This is a genomic window from Micromonospora sp. NPDC050187, assembly GCF_044459745.1.
Taxonomy (GTDB): domain Bacteria; phylum Actinomycetota; class Actinomycetes; order Mycobacteriales; family Micromonosporaceae; genus Micromonospora.
Genome location: NZ_JBITJH010000019.1, coordinates 82338 through 103024, shown reverse-complemented (window position 1 = coordinate 103024; position 20687 = coordinate 82338). Strand labels below are relative to the sequence as shown.

21 protein-coding genes and 1 tRNA gene are annotated in these 20687 nt (G+C 71.7%); 11 read left to right on the top strand and 11 right to left on the bottom strand.

The genetic code is table 11. The features are described 5' to 3' along the window. The first annotated feature begins 129 nt into the window (after positions 1 to 129). Positions 130 to 1890, top strand: coding sequence for a CTP synthase (locus tag ACIBJE_RS25040; protein ID WP_396752306.1), 1761 nt, complete (start codon positions 130 to 132; stop codon positions 1888 to 1890). Further along, positions 1887 to 2486, top strand: a complete 600-nt coding sequence (locus ACIBJE_RS25035) for an NUDIX domain-containing protein (protein WP_396752303.1) — start codon at positions 1887 to 1889, stop codon at positions 2484 to 2486. Before ACIBJE_RS25040 ends, ACIBJE_RS25035 begins: the two co-directional genes overlap by 4 nt. A gap of 84 nt (positions 2487 to 2570) precedes the next feature. Here the strand turns inward: ACIBJE_RS25035 and ACIBJE_RS25030 are convergent, their stop codons facing one another. Then, complete coding sequence (locus tag ACIBJE_RS25030) at positions 2571 to 2909, bottom strand: TM2 domain-containing protein (RefSeq protein WP_396752350.1); 339 nt, start codon at positions 2907 to 2909, stop codon at positions 2571 to 2573. Between the two features lie 204 nt (positions 2910 to 3113). Here ACIBJE_RS25030 and ald point away from each other — a divergent pair, with 204 nt between their 5' ends. The 9 genes from ald to ACIBJE_RS24985 all read left to right on the top strand — a co-directional run bounded on the left by ald (position 3114) and on the right by ACIBJE_RS24985 (position 11711). Then, on the top strand, positions 3114 to 4229 hold the full coding sequence (ald, locus tag ACIBJE_RS25025) for an alanine dehydrogenase (RefSeq protein WP_396752301.1): 1116 nt from the start codon (positions 3114 to 3116) through the stop codon (positions 4227 to 4229). Between the two features lie 29 nt (positions 4230 to 4258). After that, entirely contained in the window at positions 4259 to 5233 is a 975-nt protein-coding gene (locus ACIBJE_RS25020) for a site-specific tyrosine recombinase XerD (RefSeq protein WP_396752298.1), read from the top strand. A 305-nt stretch (positions 5234 to 5538) separates the two neighbouring features. After that, entirely contained in the window at positions 5539 to 6462 is a 924-nt protein-coding gene (locus ACIBJE_RS25015; protein WP_036375269.1) for a ParA family protein, read from the top strand. 34 nt (positions 6463 to 6496) lie between these two features. Then, positions 6497 to 7495 (top strand): segregation and condensation protein A, encoded by a 999-nt coding sequence (locus ACIBJE_RS25010; RefSeq protein WP_396752295.1) that lies wholly within the window; start codon positions 6497 to 6499, stop codon positions 7493 to 7495. Positions 7496 to 7501: 6 nt separating this feature from the next. Continuing rightward, positions 7502 to 8413: an SMC-Scp complex subunit ScpB gene (gene scpB / locus ACIBJE_RS25005; RefSeq protein WP_396752293.1), complete on the top strand. Its 912-nt coding sequence runs from the start codon at positions 7502 to 7504 to the stop codon at positions 8411 to 8413. Next, positions 8400 to 9170 (top strand): pseudouridine synthase, encoded by a 771-nt coding sequence (locus ACIBJE_RS25000; RefSeq protein ID WP_396752290.1) that lies wholly within the window; start codon positions 8400 to 8402, stop codon positions 9168 to 9170. The genes scpB and ACIBJE_RS25000 overlap by 14 nt, the downstream gene beginning before the upstream one ends. A gap of 194 nt (positions 9171 to 9364) precedes the next feature. Then, a complete protein-coding gene (gene cmk, locus ACIBJE_RS24995) occupies positions 9365 to 10045 on the top strand; it encodes a (d)CMP kinase (RefSeq protein ID WP_396752288.1) in 681 nt (226 codons plus the stop codon). After that, a complete protein-coding gene (der, locus tag ACIBJE_RS24990; RefSeq protein ID WP_396752286.1) occupies positions 10042 to 11442 on the top strand; it encodes a ribosome biogenesis GTPase Der in 1401 nt (466 codons plus the stop codon). Before cmk ends, der begins: the two co-directional genes overlap by 4 nt. 195 nt (positions 11443 to 11637) lie before the next feature. After that, a tRNA-Pro gene (locus tag ACIBJE_RS24985) sits at positions 11638 to 11711 on the top strand. Positions 11712 to 11795: 84 nt separating this feature from the next. Here the strand turns inward: ACIBJE_RS24985 and ACIBJE_RS24980 are convergent. The 10 genes from ACIBJE_RS24980 to ACIBJE_RS24935 all read right to left on the bottom strand — a co-directional run bounded on the left by ACIBJE_RS24980 (position 11796) and on the right by ACIBJE_RS24935 (position 20589). Beyond that, positions 11796 to 13001: a tyrosine-type recombinase/integrase gene (locus ACIBJE_RS24980; RefSeq protein ID WP_396752348.1), complete on the bottom strand. Its 1206-nt coding sequence runs from the start codon at positions 12999 to 13001 to the stop codon at positions 11796 to 11798. Then, the gene (locus ACIBJE_RS24975; protein WP_396752346.1) at positions 13001 to 13183 is read right to left on the bottom strand and encodes a helix-turn-helix transcriptional regulator; all 183 of its coding nucleotides are present in this window, start codon (positions 13181 to 13183) and stop codon (positions 13001 to 13003) included. Before ACIBJE_RS24975 ends, ACIBJE_RS24980 begins: the two co-directional genes overlap by 1 nt. 378 nt (positions 13184 to 13561) lie before the next feature. Further along, positions 13562 to 14794, bottom strand: coding sequence for a DUF3631 domain-containing protein (locus tag ACIBJE_RS24970; RefSeq protein ID WP_396752284.1), 1233 nt, complete (start codon positions 14792 to 14794; stop codon positions 13562 to 13564). Next, a complete protein-coding gene (locus tag ACIBJE_RS24965; protein WP_396752282.1) occupies positions 14791 to 15687 on the bottom strand; it encodes a bifunctional DNA primase/polymerase in 897 nt (298 codons plus the stop codon). The genes ACIBJE_RS24970 and ACIBJE_RS24965 overlap by 4 nt, the downstream gene beginning before the upstream one ends. 286 nt (positions 15688 to 15973) lie before the next feature. After that, on the bottom strand, positions 15974 to 16213 hold the full coding sequence (locus ACIBJE_RS24960; protein ID WP_396752279.1) for a hypothetical protein: 240 nt from the start codon (positions 16211 to 16213) through the stop codon (positions 15974 to 15976). A 133-nt stretch (positions 16214 to 16346) separates the two neighbouring features. Beyond that, positions 16347 to 18296 (bottom strand): conjugal transfer protein TraB, encoded by a 1950-nt coding sequence (locus ACIBJE_RS24955; RefSeq protein WP_396752277.1) that lies wholly within the window; start codon positions 18294 to 18296, stop codon positions 16347 to 16349. Next, the gene (locus tag ACIBJE_RS24950) at positions 18293 to 18676 is read right to left on the bottom strand and encodes a hypothetical protein (protein ID WP_396741887.1); all 384 of its coding nucleotides are present in this window, start codon (positions 18674 to 18676) and stop codon (positions 18293 to 18295) included. The genes ACIBJE_RS24955 and ACIBJE_RS24950 overlap by 4 nt, the downstream gene beginning before the upstream one ends. A 144-nt stretch (positions 18677 to 18820) precedes the next feature. Continuing rightward, positions 18821 to 19291: a Pycsar system effector family protein gene (locus ACIBJE_RS24945; protein WP_396752275.1), complete on the bottom strand. Its 471-nt coding sequence runs from the start codon at positions 19289 to 19291 to the stop codon at positions 18821 to 18823. An 87-nt stretch (positions 19292 to 19378) separates the two neighbouring features. Then, positions 19379 to 20251, bottom strand: coding sequence for an ABC transporter permease (locus tag ACIBJE_RS24940; protein WP_396752272.1), 873 nt, complete (start codon positions 20249 to 20251; stop codon positions 19379 to 19381). Further along, positions 20251 to 20589 (bottom strand): hypothetical protein, encoded by a 339-nt coding sequence (locus tag ACIBJE_RS24935; protein ID WP_396752270.1) that lies wholly within the window; start codon positions 20587 to 20589, stop codon positions 20251 to 20253. Before ACIBJE_RS24935 ends, ACIBJE_RS24940 begins: the two co-directional genes overlap by 1 nt. Positions 20590 to 20687 lie beyond the last annotated feature (98 nt).

Below are 20687 nucleotides of genomic sequence, written 5' to 3'. Positions count from 1 at the left end.
GGGGCCGACGGGTGCGCTCCGTGACCCGCCCGGGTGAGGTGTTACCGTGGAATCCCGTGGATCGCGTGATCACTTGGCTGATCGGCACGGCGGTCTGCACGACCGCAACGGACGACACGGGAGCAGGCCTTGGCCCCATCAGCACGGACGACCAGGCACATCTTCGTCACCGGGGGCGTCGCCTCCTCGCTGGGTAAAGGGCTCACCGCCTCCAGCCTCGGCAACCTGCTCACCGCCCGGGGACTACGGGTGGTAATGCAGAAGCTCGACCCGTACCTCAACGTCGACCCCGGGACGATGAACCCCTTCCAGCACGGTGAGGTGTTCGTCACCGAGGACGGCGCCGAGACCGACCTGGACGTCGGCCACTACGAGCGCTTCCTCGACCAGGACCTCTCCGGCAAGGCCAACGTCACCACCGGCCAGATCTACTCGGACGTGATCGCCAAGGAGCGGCGCGGCGAGTATCTCGGCGACACCGTCCAGGTGATCCCGCACATCACCAACGAGATCAAGTCGCGCATCCTGGCGATGGCCGACCCGGACACCGACGGCAACGTGCCGGACGTGGTGATCACCGAGGTCGGCGGCACGGTCGGCGACATCGAGTCGCTGCCGTTCCTGGAGGCGATCCGGCAGGTCCGGCACGACCTCGGCCGGGACAACTGCTTCTACCTGCACGTCTCCCTGGTGCCGTACCTGGCCCCGTCCGGGGAGCTGAAGACCAAGCCGACCCAGCACTCGGTGGCGCAGCTGCGCAACATCGGTATCCAGCCGGACGCGCTGGTCTGCCGCTCCGACCGGGACATCCCGGACAAGCTCAAGCACAAGCTGTCGCTCTACTGCGACGTCGACCGGGAGGCGGTCACCGCGGCCCCGGACGCGCCGAGCATCTACGACATCCCCAAGGTGCTGCACCGGGAGGGCCTCGACGCGTACGTGGTGCGCCGGCTCGGGCTCTCCTTCCGGGACGTGGACTGGACGAGCTGGGACGACCTGCTGGACCGGGTGCACCACCCCCGGCACACGGTCACCGTCGCGGTGGTCGGCAAGTACGTCGACCTGCCCGACGCGTACCTGTCGGTCAGCGAGGCGATCCGGGCGGCCGGGTTCCACCACCGGGCCCGGGTGCAGCTGCGCTGGGTGCCCAGCGACGACTGCGTCACCCCGACCGGCGCGGCGGCGGCCCTGGCCGGCGTGGACGGCATCGTCATCCCCGGCGGGTTCGGTGTCCGGGGCATCGAGGGCAAGATCGGCACCGCCCGGTACGCCCGGGAGAACGGCATCCCGCTGCTCGGCCTCTGCCTGGGCCTGCAGTGCATGGCCATCGAGGTGGCCCGCCACCTGGGCGACCTGGACGGGGCGAACTCGCTGGAGTTCGACGAGGAGGCCACCCACCCGGTGATCGCCACCATGGCCGACCAGGAGGACATCGTGGCCGGCCGGGGTGACCTGGGCGGCACGATGCGGCTCGGGGCGTACCCGGCGAAACTGGCCGAGGGCTCCATCGTTGCCGAGGCGTACGGCAGCACCGAGGTCAGTGAGCGGCACCGGCACCGGTACGAGGTGAACAACGCCTACCGGGACGCGTTGACCAAGGCCGGGCTGCACATCTCCGGCACCTCGCCGGACGGCCGGCTGGTCGAGTTCGTGGAACTCGACCGCGCGCTGCACCCGTTCTTCGTGGCCACCCAGGCGCACCCGGAGCTGAAGAGCCGGCCGACCCGGTCGCATCCGCTGTTCGCCGCGTTCGTCCGCGCCGCGGTCACCTACTCCGAGGCCGGCCAGCTTCCGGTGGAGATGGACGGCAACGCGCGTCGCCGGCCGGGCCCGGTGGAGGAGAAGGCGCCCCGGGACGACGCCGCGTCGACCGCCGCCGCCACGTCGTGAGCGGGCACCACTACGAGCTGAGGAACCGGACCGAGCGGTACACCGGCCGGGTGTTCCGGGTGGTCACCGACGAGGTGGCCATGCCGGGCGGCGGCACCGCCAGTCGCGACGTGGTGCGCCACGTCGGCGCGGTCGCCGTGGTGGCCCTGGACGAGGCCGGCCGGGTGGTGCTGGTCCGCCAGTACCGGCACCCGGTCGGCGCGTACCTGTGGGAGCTGCCGGCCGGGCTGATGGACGTCGACGGTGAGGACCTCGCCGCGGCGGCACTGCGCGAGCTGGCCGAGGAGGCCGACCTGACCGCCGGTCGGGTCGACCTCCTGGTCGACCTGCACAGCTCACCCGGGTTCTCCGACGAGCGGGTGCGGATCTTCCTCGCCCGGGATCTCGTCGAGGTGCCGGTCGGTCGACGGCACGAGCGGCACGACGAGGAGGCGGACATGCAGGTCGTCCGGCTCGGCCTGGACGAGGCGGTGGGCCGGGTGCTGGCCGGGGAGATCACCAACGCCTCCTGCGTGGCGGGCCTGCTCGCCGCCGCCCGGGCCCGGGACGCCGGCTGGGCACCGCTGCGCCCGGCGGACTCGCCGCTGCCCGGCTGAGCCGCACCGCGCGTGGCGCGGAACGCCACCCACTGACGGCAGGGGCCGTGCGGCGTACCGCACGGCCCCTTGCTGTCGGCGTGGTCAGTCGCGCAGTGGCCGGCCCTGGCCGTCGACGCCACCGTTCATCAGGATCAGGATGCCGTCGACGAAGCCCCAGAGGCTGCCGATGCCGCAGGTCACCAGGGTCACGACGAGCTGGAGGACACCGGTCTTGGTGTCCCCCATGTAGAACCGGCCGACGCCGAAGCCGCCGAGCACGATCTGAAGAACGCCGGCGACGACCTTGCTCTTGTCGGAGACGCCACCGGGGTACTGGTACGGAGGAGGGTAGGTCATGAGGCGACACCCTAGTGATCGACATTCCCGCTGTCCGCAGCGGCAGGGGGCCGATCGGACGATAATGGGCGAACACTGACCCAACGGCCGAGGCCGACTCACGTTGTCGGCCAGGGTATGCCTGACACATCGTCAGGAGAGCCACGTACGGGGTGTCACTCTGTTGGCTCTCCACCCCGGACCGGCGGCCCTAGACTGCGGCCGGCAGGAGCGGTGGGCCGCGTCGGCAACGGAGCCGTCGCGCACCGAGCTGGTCGGGGCGGTGCGGCCCCGAGGAGAGGTGTCGTCGTGAAGGTCGGAATCCCGCGCGAGGTCAAGAACCACGAGTACCGCGTGGCGATCACGCCGGCGGGCGTGAACGAGTTCACCCGCAGTGGCCACCAGGTTCTCGTCGAGTCCGGCGCCGGAGTCGGCTCCAGCATCGGCGACGAGGAGTTCGCCGCCGCCGGAGCGAAGATCCTGTCCACCGCCGACGAGGTGTGGGACAGCGCGGACCTCGTGCTCAAGGTCAAGGAGCCGATCGCCGAGGAGTACCACCGCATGCGCGAGGGGCAGGTGCTCTTCACCTACCTGCACCTGGCCGCCTCCAAGGAGTGCACCGACGCGCTGATCGACCGGAAGGTCACCGGCATCGCGTACGAGACGGTCGAACTGCCCGACCGGTCGCTGCCGCTGCTCGCTCCGATGTCCGAGGTTGCCGGCCGGCTGGCCCCGCAGGTGGGGGCCTACCACCTCCAGCGGCAGGGCGGCGGGCGCGGCATCCTGATGGGCGGCGTCTCCGGCGTGTACGCGGCCAAGACCGTGGTGATCGGCGCGGGCGTGTCCGGCATGAACGCCGCCGCCATCGCCCTCGGCCTCCAGGCCGAGGTGCTGCTGCTCGACAAGAACGTCGGGCGGCTGCGCCAGGCCGACGCCATCTACCGGGGTCACCTGCAGACGGTGGCCTCCAACGCGTACGAGATCGAGCGGGCCGTGCTCGACGCGGACCTGGTCATCGGCGCGGTGCTGGTGCCCGGCGCGAAGGCCCCGACGCTCATCTCCAACGAGCTGGTCTCCCGGATGAAGCCGGGCAGCGTGCTGGTGGACATCTCCATCGACCAGGGCGGCTGCTTCGAGGACTCCCGGCCGACCACGCACGCCGAGCCGACCTACCGGGTGCACGACTCGATCTTCTACTGCGTGGCGAACATGCCCGGCGCGGTCCCGCACACCAGCACGTACGCGCTGACCAACGTGACCCTGCCGTACGCCCTTGAGCTGGCCAACCACGGCTGGCGGGAGGCGCTGCGCCGCGACCCTGCCCTCGCCCTCGGCCTGAACACCCACGCCGGGCAGGTCACCTACGGCCCGGTCGCCGAGGCGCACGGCATGACCACCCTGCCGCTGGCGGAGGTCCTCGGCTGAGCGGGTCACCGGACGGCCCGGCGGCGGTCGTGGACGCGGGCGGCCCGGCGCCCGCCCCGGCGCTGCGCCGAGCCGTGCGCGGGTACCTCGACCACCTGACCGTCGAGCGGGGGCTGTCGGCGAACACCCTTGCCTCGTACCGGCGGGACCTGGACCGTTACCTGGTCACGCTGGCCGTGGCCGGGGTGACCGACCTCGCCTCGGTCGGGCCGGCGCAGGTCGAGGCGCACCTGGCCGCGTTGCGGGCGGGCGGGGACGGGCACCCGCCGCTGGCCGTCTCCTCGGCCGCCCGCGCGGCGAGCGCGGTGCGCGGCCTGCACCGCTTCGCGTTGCGCGAAGGGCTGGTCGGCGCGGACGCCAGCCGGGACGTCCGGCCGCCCACCCCGCCACGCCGGCTGCCCCGGGCCCTGCCCGTCGACGACGTGGTCCGGCTGCTGGAGACGGCCGGGTCGGTCCGGGCGGCCGGCGAGGGCGCGCCGCTGGCCCTGCGGGACCGGGCGCTGCTGGAGTTCCTGTACGGCACCGGCGCGCGGATCTCCGAAGCCGTCGGCGCGGCCGTCGACGACCTGGACCCGGCGGAGGGGACCGCGCTGCTGCGCGGCAAGGGCGGCCGGTCCCGGCTCGTGCCGATCGGCGGGTACGCCACCGAGGCGCTCCGGGCCTACCTGGTCCGGGCCCGCCCCGGTCTGGTCGCGGCGGGCCGGGGCACCCCGGCGGTCTTCGTCAACGCCCGGGGCGGCGCGCTGTCCCGGCAGGGCGCGTGGACCATCCTGCGGCGTACCGCCGAGCGGGCCGGGCTGCCGGTGGACGGACCGAACGCGGTCTCCCCGCACACCCTGCGGCACTCCTACGCCACCCACCTGCTCGACGGCGGGGCGGACGTCCGGGTGGTGCAGGAACTTCTCGGCCACGCCTCGGTCACCACCACCCAGGTCTACACGTTGGTCACCGTGGAACGGCTGCGCGAGGTCTACGCCACCGCTCACCCGAGGGCACGCGGCTGAGCGGCACCGGCCGGGGCGAGCCGTGGGTCCCTCCGGCGGGACCGTGGGGACCCGGCGGTGACGCCCGTGGCCGGCGTTCGGGGAGCGGCCGGTGTGTCGATCGTCACCCCGGCCCACCCGGGGCCGGTGGCGACCGTCGGCGGGCCCGACACGCCGACCCGGTGCCGACCGGCCTGCTCGAACGTGGCGTACAGTCGGCATCGGCGCGGACCTCCTGGGGCGACAACCGGGGTGCGCATCGGCACCGCAGAAGGACGTCGGAGGGCTCCGACGCCGGGTGGTCGTCGGGAGGGGGGCAACAGGACATGGCTGGCAACGGCGACCGTGCCGAGACGTGGACGTCTGAGCTCCGTGAGCAGCAGGCCACACTCGGTGCGGACCTCGGACCGGCGGACCCGGCCGCGTACACCATGCGCAAACCCATCCCCGAGCCGATGCCCACCGACCGGCACGGTCCGGCCCGGATCATCGCGATGGCCAACCAGAAGGGCGGCGTCGGGAAGACCACCACCACCATCAACCTCGGCGCGGCCCTGGCCGAGTACGGCCGCAAGGTGCTGCTGGTCGACTTCGACCCGCAGGGCGCGCTCTCGGTGGGGCTGGGCGTCAACCCGCACAACCTCGACCTGTCCGTCTACAACCTGCTCATGCAGGACGACGTCACCGCCGAGGACGTCCTGATCAAGACGGACGTCGCCGGGCTGCACCTGCTGCCGGCCAACATCGACCTCTCCGCCGCCGAGATCCAGCTCGTCAACGAGGTCGCCCGGGAGATGGCGCTCGCGCGGGTGCTGCGCAGCATCCGCAAGGAGTACGACTACATCCTCATCGACTGCCAGCCCTCGCTCGGTCTGCTCGCCATCAACGCGTTGACCGTCGCGCACGGCGTGCTGATCCCGCTGGAGTGCGAGTTCTTCAGCCTCCGGGGTGTGGCGCTGCTGCTGGACACCATCGACAAGGTGCGTGAGCGGCTCAACTTCGACCTCGAACTCGAGGGCATCCTCGCCACCATGTACGACAGCCGCACCACCCACTGCCGGCAGGTGCTCCAGCGGGTCGTCGAGGCGTTCGGCGACAAGGTCTACCAGACCGTGATAACCAAGACGGTCAAGTTCCCCGAGTCGACGGTGGCCGGGGCCCCCATCACCACCCTCGACCCGGCCTCGTCCGGTGCGCGCAACTACCGTCAGCTCGCCCGCGAGGTGATCGCCGCACAGGCGGAGCGGTAGTCGGGGCGTCCGGGGCGTGGACTACGGTCGTCCGGTGACCGCACCACCGCTCGACCCCGTCGCCTCCGCACCGGCCGGTCCGGCGGCGTCCGTCGAGCCCACGCCCGGTGGCGAGCCGGAGGAGACCAACGGCTTCACGGTGCGGCTGGCCAACTTCACCGGCCCGTTCGACCTGCTGCTGCAACTGATCGGCAAGCACAAGCTCGACGTGACCGAGGTGGCTCTGCACCAGGTCACCGACGAGTTCATCGCGTACATCCGGGCGATGGGCGACGAGTGGGACCTCGACGAGGCCAGCGAGTTCCTGCTGATCGCCGCCACCCTGCTCGACCTGAAGGCCGCCCGGCTGCTGCCCTCCGCCGAGGTCGAGAACGAGGAGGACCTTGCCCTGCTGGAGGCCCGGGACCTGCTCTTCGCCCGGCTGTTGCAGTACAAGGCGTTCAAGGAGGCGGCGGCGCACATCGCCGTGTTGGAGGCCGAGGGTGGCCGACGCTATCCCCGCGCGGTCAGCCTGGAACCCCGCTACGCCCAGGCCCTGCCGGACCTGGTGCTCGGCATCGGCCCGGAGCGGCTGCTCAAACTCGCGGTGCGGGCGATGACCCCGAGACCGGTCCCCGTGGTCTCCATCGACCACGTGCACACGGTCCGGGTCAGCGTCCGCGAACACGCGCAGATCCTGGCCGGGCGGCTGCGTCGCGCCGGCACCGCCACCTTCTCCCTGCTCTGCGCCGACTGCGAGGCCACCCTGGAGGTGGTGGCCCGGTTCCTGGCCCTGCTGGAGCTGTACCGGGAGGGGCTGGTCGCCTTCACCCAGGAGCAGGCGCTCGGGGAGCTGACCGTACGCTGGACCGGCCCGGCCGACGGCGACACCGACCTCCAGATCGACGAGTACGCCGGCGCACCCTCCCCGGTCGACGCCGCCGCACCGGTCGACGCGGCCGCAGTGGCCGGCGGTGCGGTGCCGGCCGGCGGTGCCGGGCCGATCGGCGCCGGTGGGCAGGCGGCCGGTGCCGGGACGACGACGGAGGAGTGAGGCGGGATGAGCAACGAGGAACGCAGCGAATCCCTCGCCGACCAGGCCGCCGCGTGGATCCCCCCGTGGGAACGTCGCCCCACCCCCACCCCCACCTCCACCCCGGAAGCGACCCCCGTCCCGGCTCCCGTCCGGGACGACGCCGCCGAGGCTGACGCCGAGGCCGCTCCGCCCACCCCGCCACCGGCACCGTCGGTCCCCACCGAGCAGCCCGCCCCGCCCACCTCGTCCGCTCCGCCCGTCCTGGCGGAGCCGGCGGATCGCGGTGGGAAACGGTCCCCGGAGGGGCCGGCCGCCGCCCCGAACCCGACCAGGGGTGGACGGCGGGCGGCCGGTACGGCGCGGGAGAGCGCCGGGGCGGCGACCCCGATGGAGGAGGGGGAACTGCGCGGGGCGCTGGAGGCGATCCTGCTGGTCGTCGACGAGCCGGTCAGCGAGTTGACCCTCGCCCAGGTGCTCGAGCAACCGGCCGAGCGGATCGGTGCCGCCCTCGACCGGCTCGCCGCCGGATACACCGAGGCCGGGCACGGGTTCGAGTTGCGCCGTGCGGCCGGGGGCTGGCGGCTGTACACCCGACCGGAGTACGCCGCCCACGTGGAGCGGTTCATCCTCGACGGGCAGACCGTCCGGCTCACCCAGGCCGCGCTGGAGACCCTGGCGGTGGTCGCCTACAAGCAGCCGGTCACCCGGTCCCGGATCTCCGCCATCCGGGGTGTCAACTGTGACGGGGTGATCCGTACCCTGGTCTCCCGCGGCCTGGTCGAGGAGTGCGGCACCGAGCCGGAGACCGGAGCGTTCCTCTACCGGACCACCACCCTGTTCCTGGAGAAGCTCGGGCTGAACAGCGTCGCCGACCTGCCGCCCCTGGCCCCGTTCCTCCCCGACGACGTAGAAGAGTTTGCCGATGCCACGCGATGACCGCGCCCCCCGCCCCGACGCGCCCGTCTACGAGGGAGCCGAACGCCTCCAGAAGGTGCTCGCCGCCGCCGGGGTGGGCTCCCGACGGGCCTGCGAGGACCTGATCTTCCGGCGCCGGGTCACCGTCAACGGCCGGGTGGCCCAGCTCGGCGACCGGGCCGACCCGACCCGGGACGTCATCCACGTCGACGGCGAGCGCCTCCAGGTCGACACCCGCCTGGTCTACCTGGCGATGAACAAGCCGCGCGGGGTGGTCTCCACGATGGCCGACGAGAAGGGGCGTACCGCGCTCGCGGACTTCCTCGGCAACCGGGTCGAGCAGCGGGTCTACCACGTCGGGCGGCTCGACGCCGACAGCGAGGGCCTGTTGCTGCTCACCAACGACGGCAACCTCGCGCACAAGCTCATGCACCCGTCGTACGCGGTGCAGAAGACGTACCTCTGCCAGGTCGCCGGGCCGATCCCGCGCAACCTGGGCAAGCGGCTGATGGCCGGGGTGGAGCTGGAGGACGGCCCGGCGAAGGTCGACTCCTTCAAGGTGGTGGACACCCTGGGTAAGACCGCCCAGGTGGAGGTGACCCTGCACGAGGGGCGCAAACACATCGTCCGGCGGTTGCTGGGCGAAGCCGGGCACCCGGTCAGCCGGCTGGTGCGTACCTCGATCGGACCGATCCGGCTGGGTGACCTCCGTGCCGGGCGGACCCGCCGGCTCACCAACGCCGAGGTCGCCGCCCTGTTCCGCGCCGTGGGTGACTGACCCGGCGGTTCGGGAAAGCGGTCCCGGTAGGCTCCCAGGCGGCCCGCGGGTCGCCCGGGAGGCGGACCCGCGCCCGCCGGCGGTGCCGGCGGGGGCGGATCGGACCGCCAGGCATGATGGACCACGATGGGTAACCGCTCGCGGCACGTCGGAACGACGACGGTCGGCGGGGTACGGGCTGAGGAGGACACGCGGTGGCGGAGAACGTACGGACCGGGCGATGTGTGGTCGCTGTCGACGGGCCATCCGGTTCGGGCAAGTCCACCGTCTCCCGACGGCTGGCCGTGGGGATCAACGCCCGCTACCTCGACACCGGCGCGATGTACCGGGCGGTGACCTGGGCGGTGCTGCGCAGCGGGGTCGACCCGGCCGACGCCGAGGCGGTGGCGAAGGTCGCCGGTGAGATCGACCTGCGCATCGGCACCGACCCCCAGGGGTACGGGGTGACCGTGGACGGCCGCGCCGTCGACACCGACATCCGGGGCGCGCAGGTGACCGGAGCGGTCTCCGCGGTGGCCGCCGTACCTGCGGTCCGGACCCTGTTGGTGGCCCGTCAGCGCGACATGATCGCCCACGCCGGCCGGATGGTGGTGGAGGGACGCGACATCGGTTCCGTCGTCGCCCCGGACGCGGAGCTGAAGGTCTACCTGACCGCCTCCGAGGCGGCTCGGGCGCAGCGCCGCAGTGCACAGGACTCCGCCGAACTGTCCGCCACCGCCGCCGACCTGGCCCGGCGGGACCGGCTGGACTCGACCCGCAAGACCGACCCGTTGCAGCAGTCGGCGGACGCGGTCGTGCTGGACACCACCGAGCTGGGCATCGACGAGGTCGTCACCCGGCTGCAGGAACTGCTGGCGGAGCGGGGAGTGGCATGAGCGACGACAACGGCTGGGTCGAGCTACGCGAGCCCGACGTCGAGGAGGAACAGTCCGGACCGGTGCCCGTGGTGGCGGTGGTCGGCCGCCCGAACGTGGGCAAGTCGACGCTGGTCAACCGGATCATCGGGCGGCGGCAGGCGGTCGTCGAGGACGTCCCCGGTGTCACCCGGGACCGCGTGCCGTACGACGCCCAGTGGACCGGCCGGGAGTTCACCGTGGTGGACACCGGCGGGTGGGAGCCGGACGCGAAGGACCGGGCGGCGGCCATCGCCGCGCAGGCCGAGACGGCGGTCGCCACCGCCGACGTGGTCCTCTTCGTGGTGGACGCGATGGTCGGGTCGACCGACGTGGACGAGGCGGCGGTACGGATGCTGCGGCGCAGCGCCAAACCGGTGATCCTGGTGGCGAACAAGGCCGACAACGCGGCCATCGAGGTGGAGGCGACCTCGCTCTGGTCACTCGGTCTGGGCGAGCCGCACGCGGTGTCGGCGTTGCACGGTCGCGGCTCCGGTGAACTCCTCGACGCCATCATGGACGCGCTCCCCGAGGCCCCGAAGATCGTCGAGGACCGGCCGCGCGGTCCGCGTCGGGTGGCCCTGGTCGGCCGCCCCAACGTCGGCAAGTCCAGCCTGCTCAACCGGTTCTCCGGTGAGGAGCGGGCGGTGGTCGACTCGGTCGCCGGCACCACCGTCGACCCGGTGGACAGCCTGGTGCGCATCGGCGGGGAGACCTGGCACCTGGTGGACACCGCCGGGCTGCGCAAGCGGGTCGGGAAGGCCAGCGGCACCGAGTACTACGCCAGCCTGCGTACCGCCTCGGCGATCGAGGCGGCTGAGGTGGCGGTGGTACTGCTCGACGCCAGCGAGCCGATCAGCGAACAGGACCAGCGGATCCTGTCGATGGTCACCGAGACCGGCCGGGCACTGGTCATCGCCTTCAACAAGTGGGACCTGGTCGACGGCGACCGCCGGTACTACCTGGACAAGGAGATCGAGCGGGAGCTGCGCCGGATTCCCTGGGCGATCCGGCTCAACCTCTCGGCGATGACCGGCCGGGCGGTCGACAAGCTCGCCCCGGCGCTGCGCAAGGCCCTGGCGAGCTGGGAGACCCGGGTGCCCACCGCGCAGCTCAACTCGTGGCTCACCGCGCTGGTCCAGGCCACCCCGCACCCGGTGCGCGGCGGCCGGGCCCCGAAGATCCTCTTCGCCACCCAGGCGGGCACCTGCCCGCCGCGCTTCGTGCTCTTCACCACCGCGCCGCTGGACGCCGGCTACCAGCGCTTCGTCGAGCGCAAGCTGCGTGAGGAGTTCGGCTTCGAGGGCAGCCCGGTGGAGATTTCGGTACGCCCGCGCAAGAAGCTCGGCCCGGGCGGCCGGGGCAAGGCGCACGGCTGACGCCGCACAGTGACACCGAACGCCGGGCCGGGGACCTCCCGACCCGGCGTTCTCCTTCTCCGTCACCACCCACCCTCCTAGGACGCTTGAGGGGGTGTGACAGCGGCTGCCGCAGCGGGAGGGGCCTGTGCGTACCTCGGGAAGATCCTGCGCTAAGCTGTACCGGCTGCCGCAGGGGAGACCCGACGGCGGCATCGGGACGTGGCGCAGCTTGGTAGCGCACTTGACTGGGGGTCAAGGGGTCGTCGGTTCGAATCCGGCCGTCCCGACAGTACGCAGAAAGGCCGTTGACCGGAGCATTTGCCCAGGTCAACGGCCTTTAATTCATTCTGCGCCGGTAGGGGTTTGCTGATCTAGATCGCGCGTAGCTGGGGACCACCTGGGGACCGACGGGCCTTCAAGTGCGCGCTGAGCGCCGTTCCGGCGTCGGTGATGGTCTGCCGGTCGGGGTGTAGGTACCGCTGCGTTGTAGTCAGCGAACCGTGCCCGGCAATCTTGCGGAGCACGTGCACCGGCACCCCGGCGTCGGCCATCCACGTCAGGCCGGTGTGCCGCAGGTCGTGCCGGCGTAGGTGTTCGTAGCCCAGCTTCGTCACCACCTCATCCCAATGCGTCGCGTCCCGGAGTACGGCCGTGCTGATCCGGCCACCGCGCGGACCGGTGAACAGTCGAGAGTGCGGCTCTCTGACCGAGTCCAGGCGGCGCGTCACGATCGGCCGCACTTCCTCGATCAGCGGGACCATACGTGCGCGCTTTCCCTTGGTGCCCTTGTCCACCAGGCCGCCAGGGCTGGGTGTGGTCTGTCGCCGTACCGTCCACATCCACGTCTTCCGGTCGATGTCCTCGGCACGGACGCCGGACACCTCGCCGATTCGGGCGGCTGTGCAGGCGGCGAATATGACCACGTCTCCCCATCCGGGGAAGGCGTTCGCGGACCGTTGCACCAGTGCGGCGGCGAGCGTGGTCAACGATTCCCAGTCAGGCAAGGCGAGCGTGCGCGGGTCATCCAACTCGTCTTCCGCGCGTCGGTATTCGCGCTGCCACCCGGTCACCTGTGCGGGATTGCGCGGAATGATGCCGTCCCGGACGGCCTGCTCCATCACCCGGACCAGCACGGCGAGACTGTTCTTGACTGTGGAACGGCTGCACTCGTCGGCAATCCAGCCGTGCACGGCCCGGTCAACCGCGCCGTTGGTGATCATCCGTACCGGGATGTGCCCGAGGGCCGGCACCACCCGCTTTCGCCACCCGGACAGGTACGGATCGAGGGTCTTCCGTTCCAGTCCACGGAGCGCCAGCGGCATCACGCTCTCGCCGTACTCCGTCAGACGCTTCGTTGCGGCGAGCGGGTCGACGCCGCCCTGTGCCGCGTCGACCATTCCGTCGATCCACGCTTGCGCTTCCTCGGCTGTGGCGACCGTCGTGGACTTGGACAGGCGCCGCTTGGTCGTCGGGTCGACCCACCGGACGCGCGCCCGGTAGGGACGGTCCCGGCCTGCGCGGAACTCCACATCGGAGCCGAGCGTCACGCCGATCGGCGGTTGCTGGGGAACTGCCATCACGCCGCCCTCGGGTCGACCCGACGCGCGGACAACCACCGTTCAACGTCGGCCGTCGCGTACTTCACCACCCGGTCAGAGATTGGGATGAACGGCGGGCCCTGCAACGGTTGGACAGTGCGCCACCGCCGGATGGTCGACGGGTCGACGTCAAGCAGCTCGGCAAGCTCTTCGGTGGACATGAACGGCTTCGCCGAGAGTCGGATGATGTTCTCCCCTTCCGGAGCAGCGGGTACGGCTGGCGGGACGTAGCGCGGCACCAATCGCACTGTGAGCGCCTTTCGGTAGATGGGTGGCAGGGTTGTGAAGCCATTCAGGAGGTATCGCCGCAGAGGGGCACAGAACGGCCCGCTGAGAGCGCGGTAGGGGCATGATCCGGGGTGTCCGGGTGCGAAGGGGATGCACCGATGTAGCTGGCGGCGTCTCAGCGGGCCGTTCTATCGGGTCGACTTCCGAGGGCGGCCGGTCGGGGTGTCCCGGTGGCCGGGGGGTATCCGTACCATCCGTACCAAGCTCGTTTTGCCTGCTCAGGGCTGGTACGGATTGGATCGCGGTACGGATTAATGCGTACCGGGGGCGGTGGTGAGGGTGCGTCGTGGTACGGATCGATCCGTACCAGCGGGGGTATCCGTACCGGGGATGACCTGCGGAAACGAGGTTGGTACGGATGGTACGGATACCCCGGTGTAAGGGGTTTCGGGTGCGGGGCAGTAGCGCTGCCAGGCGTCGGTGAAGGCGTCGCGGGTGTAGCCCTTGGCCTGTCCTACCGGGAAGCGGATGGTCTCCGATCGGATGTCGAACTCCCGTAGTAGGTCGCCGAGTTTCTTGCCGGTCAGACCGGAGGGGCCGCTGTCGGCCCACGGCGCTTCGGGGTCGCCGTTGAGTGCGGCGAGTAGGTCGGCGGTGGGTGCGGCGGTCGGGTTGCCGAGGGTGGTGAACGCGGTGCGGATGTCGGCGAGTAGGCGTATCCGGTGGGAGACGTTGCCGGCGTCGTCGGCTTCGGCGGTGAGCGTGGTCACTGCCTGCCGGGCGCGTGCCGGCCAGGTGCCCCCGGCCAGATCAGCGACGGCTACGAGGGGTTCCCAGGTGTCGGCGGCTCGGTCCTCTACGGGCATGGGCGGTTCCGCGGCTTCGAGGGTGGTGAGGTGGGTGCGGAGCCATCCGGCCAACTGCTGCGCGACCTTGCGCAGGGCGGGTCCGTCGCGGCGGTGCCGGTAGGGGGCGACGGTTTCACCGGGTGCGCGGCGGCGCATGCGGATGACGACGGCGCGGTCTTCGATGGTGTCGGGCATCGCGCCGATACCGGCGAGCGCGGCCATGGCGAACGTGGGGATCTTCTCCAACTGCTGGCTTGAGGCGTCCCACCGGATCGCGGGTCGGTTGCGCTGGTGGCCGGCGTTGAGCAGGCCGCGTAGGTCTTCGTTGGCGTCGGCGTTCTTCCCTCCGAACAGGGTGTCTGCTTCGTCCACCAGCAGGGTGGGCGGCTGTCCGGTGCCGATGGCCCGGTACACGGCGGCGGGTGAGGCGTTGACCGTGATGAGCGGGTCGTGGCAGGTGCCTTCCACCACGTCGAGTAGACGCGATTTCCCGCACCGCTTCTCGGGTGCTCGGATCACGAGGCGGGGCGCGTGTGCCCACGCGGCTTGCGCGTGGGTCGCGGCGATCCACAACGCCACCGCGTCGACCGCCTCGGCGGACGGCAGGATGATGTACTTGGTGAGGCAGGCGTGTAGCTGGTCGAGGATCGCCGCGCCGTCGTTCGGCTGGTCGGTGGTGCTGGTCGGTGGGTTCATGCGGCGAGTCCTTCGGCGCGGAAGCCACCACGGATGGCGGCGCGGATGTCCCGGTCGGTCTGCTCAGCGGCGCGGCCGGCGGTGGTGAGGGCGGTGATCGCGTCGTCGCGGCTGATGGCGTCGGCGGCGACCATGCGGGCCACGCCGCGTACTGCGCCATAGAGGGTGGTGCGGCGGCTGCCCTCGGGGGCGTCGGCGACCGCTTGCAGGTGCGAGGCGAGAAGCCGATCGGGGAAGGAGATGCCCCCCGCCGTGCGGGTGCTGGTCGGGGCGTGTGGCGTGACCGGCAGCGGTGCCGGCGGTGCCGGTCGGCAGGCCGTGACCAGCGCGGGAGGCATCTCCTCCATAGCCCGACCCGGTGCCCACCGGTACGGGCGGCCGGTACGCGGGTGCACTGATGGTGGGAGCACCACGTACCCGCCATCGGCTTTCACGTCGATGCCGGGGCCAAGGCCCTGTCCGGGCTTGCCTTGGCTGCACGGCACATGGTCGCCGGGGTGCTGGTAGTACAGGTGCAGGCCACCGGAGCCGGTTGCCACGTACGCGGTGGGCGGCAAGAGGCCACGGCCGATCAGGTCGTTCATGGTGTCCCGCCCGCCGTGGGCGGGGTCGACGTCGACGACGACGGTGCCGGATGCGGCACCGGTACGCAGGGCGAGTTGCCCGGTGGGGACGGCGTTTACGATCGCGGCGATGCGGTCGGGGTCGGTGGTGGCGGCGTAGAAGCCGTGGCAGGTCAGGCAGGGGCAGGCGTTCCGGTCATGGTCCGGGCCGGCGTCGGTGCAGGATGCGCAGTTGGCGACGGGCCGTTTAGAGCGGGCGAGCATGAACACCGGCCACCCACGGGCGGCGTAGTCCAGGGCGGCGGCGAGCAGCGGTGACGGGTCGGGCATGAGGCTCCTTCCGTACGGGTGGACGGGTGTGGGGTCGGGTTCGGGTCGACCTGCGAGGGCCGACGGTGTGTGGTCGGGGCAGCGGGGACCTTGGAGGTAGGGGCGGACACCGTTCGGGCTGTGGCAGTAGCGCCGCTGTGCGCCGATCCAGTGCCAACACCGGGTGTCGAGCAGGTTCATGGGGCCGGGACGCTCCTTCCCGGTGTGGCGGTGGAGGGCCGGCGGCACGCGGGCACCGGCCGCTCAGGGGTGAGTGCGCGAAGCGCGTCGTCATGGCCTTTGCGGGTTAGCGCCGGTGGGTGATCAGCGCCCAGATCACGAACCCGGCCACCGCCATGACGAGGGCGGCGGTGAGGGCGAGTCCGGTGAGGTCGCGGATGAGCCATCCGGTGACGCGGGCACGGGCCACGGCGGCGTCGGCGTGCCACGCGACCCGCTCGACGCGACGGCCGAGGGGTATACCGAGGGTGATGCCGAGGATGGTGCCGAGGGCGAGCGCGATGAGCGCCATGGCGGCGGGGTTCATGGGTGCTCCCTGCTTGTGGGTGTGGTCGGCTGGCCGTGGATTCCACGTGGATTCCACGGCGGGTTTGTCTAGGTGGGGGGCCGTGGAATCGGTGTGGATTCCACGTGGATTCCACGGCCCCGAGGAGACGCCGTTAGGCGGTGCGGAGGATGCGGTACCGGCCGTTGCGGTTGACGGCCATCAGCAGCGGCTGGTTACCGGCGGTGAGTTCGGCGAGGGCCTTGGAGAGCCACTTGGCGGTGTATCCGGTCGCGGCGAGTACGTCACCCAGGTCGGCCGGGCGTACCTCCGTATGTCCCTGCTCGGCGAGGGTGGTGATGTGCTGCCGCAGCAGCGCGCGGGCCTGCTCCGGGCTGGACTGTTGGGGCAGGGCGAGGGAGAACCGGCGTGGGGTGGGGGTGGTGTCGAGTTCCTTGGAGGGGTCGACGTCGTCGGGCGGGTCGTTGAGGTTGACGCCGGGGCGTGCGGCCATGGCGGGGACCTCCTGCTCTGCCTCACCACCGGTGGTGGTGGGGCGGGGGCCGGGTGACGGCTTGACGATGTCGGTGGGCATGACGGGGGCGAGAGCGCGAGCGGTGACCGGGTCGAGCGGCTGCCGCACCTGCGCCCAACCGGTGACAGCAGCGGCCAGGTCCGACCGTTGGGCCAGTTCGGACCGGCAGGGGATCGGCCACCGGCCGGTGGGGATGCCGGGCGACTCGATGTACAGGTAGCCCGGTTTGGTGCTTCCCCAGGTCTCCGGGGACGCCCCGGCGTCGACGGTCTCGCCGGAGAGCGCCAACGACGGGTCGTCGCGGCTGTCGATGCCGAAACACACGTTCGTGGCGAACTGCGACCGCAGCGAGGTGGGTGCCCGGTCGTGCGTCCACCGCTGCTGCGACAACACCAGGGAGATCCCCGCCGACCGTGCCCGCTCCGCGACCTGCACGAGCGCGGGGTGACCGGACCACGCGGCGGATTCCTCCACCCACACCATCAGGTGCGACAACGAGCAACCCGGCATCCACTCCGTCAGATCCTCTTCGCCCAGAGCTTCCGTCCGGGCAGGAATGACCTTCTCCGCGAGGACGTCAAAGAACACTTCCGCGTGCTCGTCATCCGTGATGAGCAGCGCAAGCCCGTCCTTGACCGGCTTGACAGTCTGATCGCGCTTGACCGTGTCGACCACCACCAGCGCACCATCCGCGCGAGTCAGGTAGTCGGTCATCACCACCAGCGCCCATTCCGTCTTGCCCGACCCGGTCATACCGGTCGCACGGACGTGGGTCGCCGGGCGGACACCGGGCCGCCCGGTGAGCCACAGCGCGACCTGCTCTCCGTCTTCGGCGATGCCGAACCGAAGCGGCGCGTCCCCGACCGATCGGCCGGGCGCGGATGGTCCGGCCCACGGGATGGTGTCGCGGAGCTGGTCGACCGGCACCACCTCAATCCGCCCGGTACGGACGGAGTCGGGGTCGCGGTGTACCCGCACCGCCGACGGCGCGACGTCGAGAGCCGACGCGATCGACTCACGCGACCCCTCGACCTCCGACAGGGTTTCGCCGTGCGGCATGGTGATCGACGCTTTGACCTTCGCCCCGTCGACCTTCGGCCGGCCGATCCGGGCGTCCTTCAAGGCGGCGACCGCGTCAGCCAGGCCACCGGCGGTGGTGCGTGCGGGCTGCTCGTCAGGGTTGGCCTTCGCCATCAGCCGCATCACCCCGACCGCCACCGACGCGACGACGGTTCCGCCGGCCCACAGGTCGAGCCAGGGCCGTTCCCAGGGTGCGCCGATGGTGGCGCCCAACGCCCACACCGACCCCGAGGCGGTGAGCAGGGTCGCCACCCGCTGGCGGATCACGCCACGGGCACGGCCAGCGGCCCACGTCAGCGCGGTCAGTCCGCCACCGGCGGCGGTGATGCCGGCGGCGGCCCACGGGTTGCTACCCCACCAGTGGTGCGACGCGGCGGCGGCAGGCCACGCCAGCAGACACCCGGCCGGGCAGACCAGGTACGGCAGAGCGGCCGAGCGCAGGTCGACGCTGTAGGACATCGGGGAGAGCCCGCCGTTGCGGGGCATGCGTGCCGAGCGGGGCCGCTTCATCGCCCACCCCCGCCGTTGGTGAACCGGAAGTCGGACTTGCGCGGTCGGTGGCCGACCGCTTCGAGTTCGGGGAGGTAGACGGCCTCGAAGCGGGTCGACGCGGTCACGATGTACTGCGACGCCACCACCAGGGCGTCGGAGGCGTGGGTGATGGGCTTGGCGACCTGCCGCGCCCGTGCCCGCGCGGTCAGCCCGCCGATGACCACCCCGCCGGACACGGCACGGAGTCGGGCGTCCAACTCGGAGGCGGTGACGCCGAGTTCGAGAGCGGAGGCGTGCAGGACGCGGCGGGTCTCGTTGAACCACTGGGAGAGAGCGACGTTGTCGGTGAGGGCGTCGGCACCGGTGAAGATGCCACGCTGGTCGTGGTTGCCTGCCATGCTGATGGTTCTCCTTCGTGGGAGAGCCGGGCGCGGATCGTTGTCGAGGCGTAGCCGCGCCCGGCGCAAACGGTGGGTGGGCCGGTCGGCCCCCGCACCCACCCGCCGGTCAGGACGGGTGGGCACGGCCGGGAAACCGGAGGGTCAGCGCAGGACGAGGGCGAGCAGGGCCGTGACGGCGGTACCGGCCAGCCCGGCCACCAGCAGATCCACGGCCAGGCGGACCCGCCGGTACTTGCGTACCGCCGTGCGGGACAGCCACACCAGATGCCGGGCCTGCTCGGCGGTGGTGATCAAGGGCGGGGCGGTGGCCTCGGTCATCAGGTCCCCCGGCACGGCGGTGGCGTAGTGCACCAGGCCGTGACCGCCGCCGAGGGACGGTCGGACGGCGCAGGCCAGCAGCGCGACGGCGGTGCCGACCAGGGCGACCGTGACCACCCCGGCGGCCATGGCCGCGCCGGGCAGGTCGGCGCGGGCCAGAACGGCTACGCCGACGGTGACGGCTGCTCCGGCGACGGCCATCAGGGTGGATGCCTTGCTGTCGACCCTCACCAGTTCGCTACGGACTTCGGTGGTGCGGGTGGTGAACCACTCCGGGTCGGGTACTGGCACCATCAGAGGTGCCCTCCTCTCATCAAGGGGTGGGTGCAGGGCCGGCGGCACAGCGGGTTTCCAGGCCGTGTGCTGTGCCGCCGGGCGTAGCTACTGGTCGGCGTGCATCAGGTGTGCCAGGGCCGCGCCCATGCCGAGCACCGCCACGGGCAGGCAGGCCACGAGGGTGGTGATCCACCACGGGGCGGACGTCACCCCGGCGGCGATGAGCAGGTGGTAGGCGACCTGTCCGAGTGCGCCGATGGCGAGGGAGCCGAGGGCGGACCACTTCGCGAACCGGGCCGCCCGGTCCGGCACCCGTCCGGACAGCCACACGTAGAGCGCGTACGCCCCGTACGTTTCCACTCCGATGGGGAGGGTGATGGCGGTGTCGATGACCCACCCGGACCCGATACCGGGCAGCAGGTTCACCTTCCCGAACCCGGTGAGCTTCCCCAGCCCGACCCACCCGCCCCAGATTGCGACGAACGCGGGCAGGGCGAGCAGGATCACGGGCCACACCACCGCCCGCCGGGACCGGCCGGGACCGAACTTCGTCACCGGGCTTTCGACCGTGCTGGCCTGCTCCGACGGCTCGGCCGAGTCGACAGCCACCACCGGCGGAACGGGCTCCGGGGTGAGGGTCGGGTCCGGTGCGGGCTGCTCGGTCCGGTCGACCGTGGCCGGGTCCGCCGTGGTGTCGGCGGTCGGGATGGGGTCGACCGGGAACAGCGTCGGACGGTCGGCGAGACTGCCCCGGACCACCAGGGCCGCGTGCATCCGGTCCGACCGGGCCTGCTGGTCGCGTTCCTGACGCAGCAGGGTCAGCAGTTCGTTGGCCTTCTCCGACCCGATCCGGAACCGCTTCATCAACCGGTTCCGCGACGGCAGACCACCGAGTTCGTGGGTGAGCTTGCGGGCGGCCGGCAGCAGGTCTTCCACCGGCTGCGGGTAACGGGTGCCGTTGATCGTGGGCGCGGTCATCAGGCCACCGCCAGACCGGTCAGCGCGGTCACCGTCACCGGGTCCAGCGGCGGCACGTCAACGGGCTCGACGGCGTCGGCGTAGATCTCCCAGCCGTGCCACGTCGGGTAGGCGTTCATCGACCGGACCGGGCGACCCTCGTGGTCGACGCGCTCACGCTCGGCGGCCAGCAGGTCGGGCGTGTTCAGGCCGGCGGCGTCGAGCCAGGCACGCAGTTCCGCGACCGTGGCGAACGTGAAGGCCATGGAACTGCCGTCGCTGTGCACACGGATAGCGGTCGGGGCGGCGAGCAACAGCAGCTCAGCCATCACCGCGCGGAAGCTCTTGCGGTCGGTCATCGCAGGGTCTCCTTCATCCTCGGGGTGGGCTTGTTCAGGGCGTGGCCGATGGCGAACGGGGCGAGCATCACCAGTGGCCCGCCGAGCAGGATCAACAG

Coding starts and splice junctions, on each gene's coding strand:
- ACIBJE_RS24940 (WP_396752272.1), bottom strand. CDS start 20,251: ATGACCGCGCCCACGATCAACGGCACCCGTTACCCGCAGCCGGTGGAA.
- ACIBJE_RS24965 (WP_396752282.1), bottom strand. CDS start 15,687: ATGCCCGACCCGTCACCGCTGCTCGCCGCCGCCCTGGACTACGCCGCC.
- ACIBJE_RS24980 (WP_396752348.1), bottom strand. CDS start 13,001: ATGGCAGTTCCCCAGCAACCGCCGATCGGCGTGACGCTCGGCTCCGAT.
- ACIBJE_RS25000 (WP_396752290.1), top strand. CDS start 8,400: ATGCCACGCGATGACCGCGCCCCCCGCCCCGACGCGCCCGTCTACGAG.
- ACIBJE_RS24970 (WP_396752284.1), bottom strand. CDS start 14,794: ATGAACCCACCGACCAGCACCACCGACCAGCCGAACGACGGCGCGGCG.
- ACIBJE_RS24945 (WP_396752275.1), bottom strand. CDS start 19,291: ATGGTGCCAGTACCCGACCCGGAGTGGTTCACCACCCGCACCACCGAA.
- scpB (WP_396752293.1), top strand. CDS start 7,502: ATGAGCAACGAGGAACGCAGCGAATCCCTCGCCGACCAGGCCGCCGCG.
- ACIBJE_RS25015 (WP_036375269.1), top strand. CDS start 5,539: ATGGCTGGCAACGGCGACCGTGCCGAGACGTGGACGTCTGAGCTCCGT.
- ACIBJE_RS24955 (WP_396752277.1), bottom strand. CDS start 18,296: ATGAAGCGGCCCCGCTCGGCACGCATGCCCCGCAACGGCGGGCTCTCC.
- der (WP_396752286.1), top strand. CDS start 10,042: ATGAGCGACGACAACGGCTGGGTCGAGCTACGCGAGCCCGACGTCGAG.
- ACIBJE_RS24950 (WP_396741887.1), bottom strand. CDS start 18,676: ATGGCAGGCAACCACGACCAGCGTGGCATCTTCACCGGTGCCGACGCC.
- ACIBJE_RS24960 (WP_396752279.1), bottom strand. CDS start 16,213: ATGAACCCCGCCGCCATGGCGCTCATCGCGCTCGCCCTCGGCACCATC.
- ACIBJE_RS24935 (WP_396752270.1), bottom strand. CDS start 20,589: ATGACCGACCGCAAGAGCTTCCGCGCGGTGATGGCTGAGCTGCTGTTG.
- ACIBJE_RS24975 (WP_396752346.1), bottom strand. CDS start 13,183: ATGTCCACCGAAGAGCTTGCCGAGCTGCTTGACGTCGACCCGTCGACC.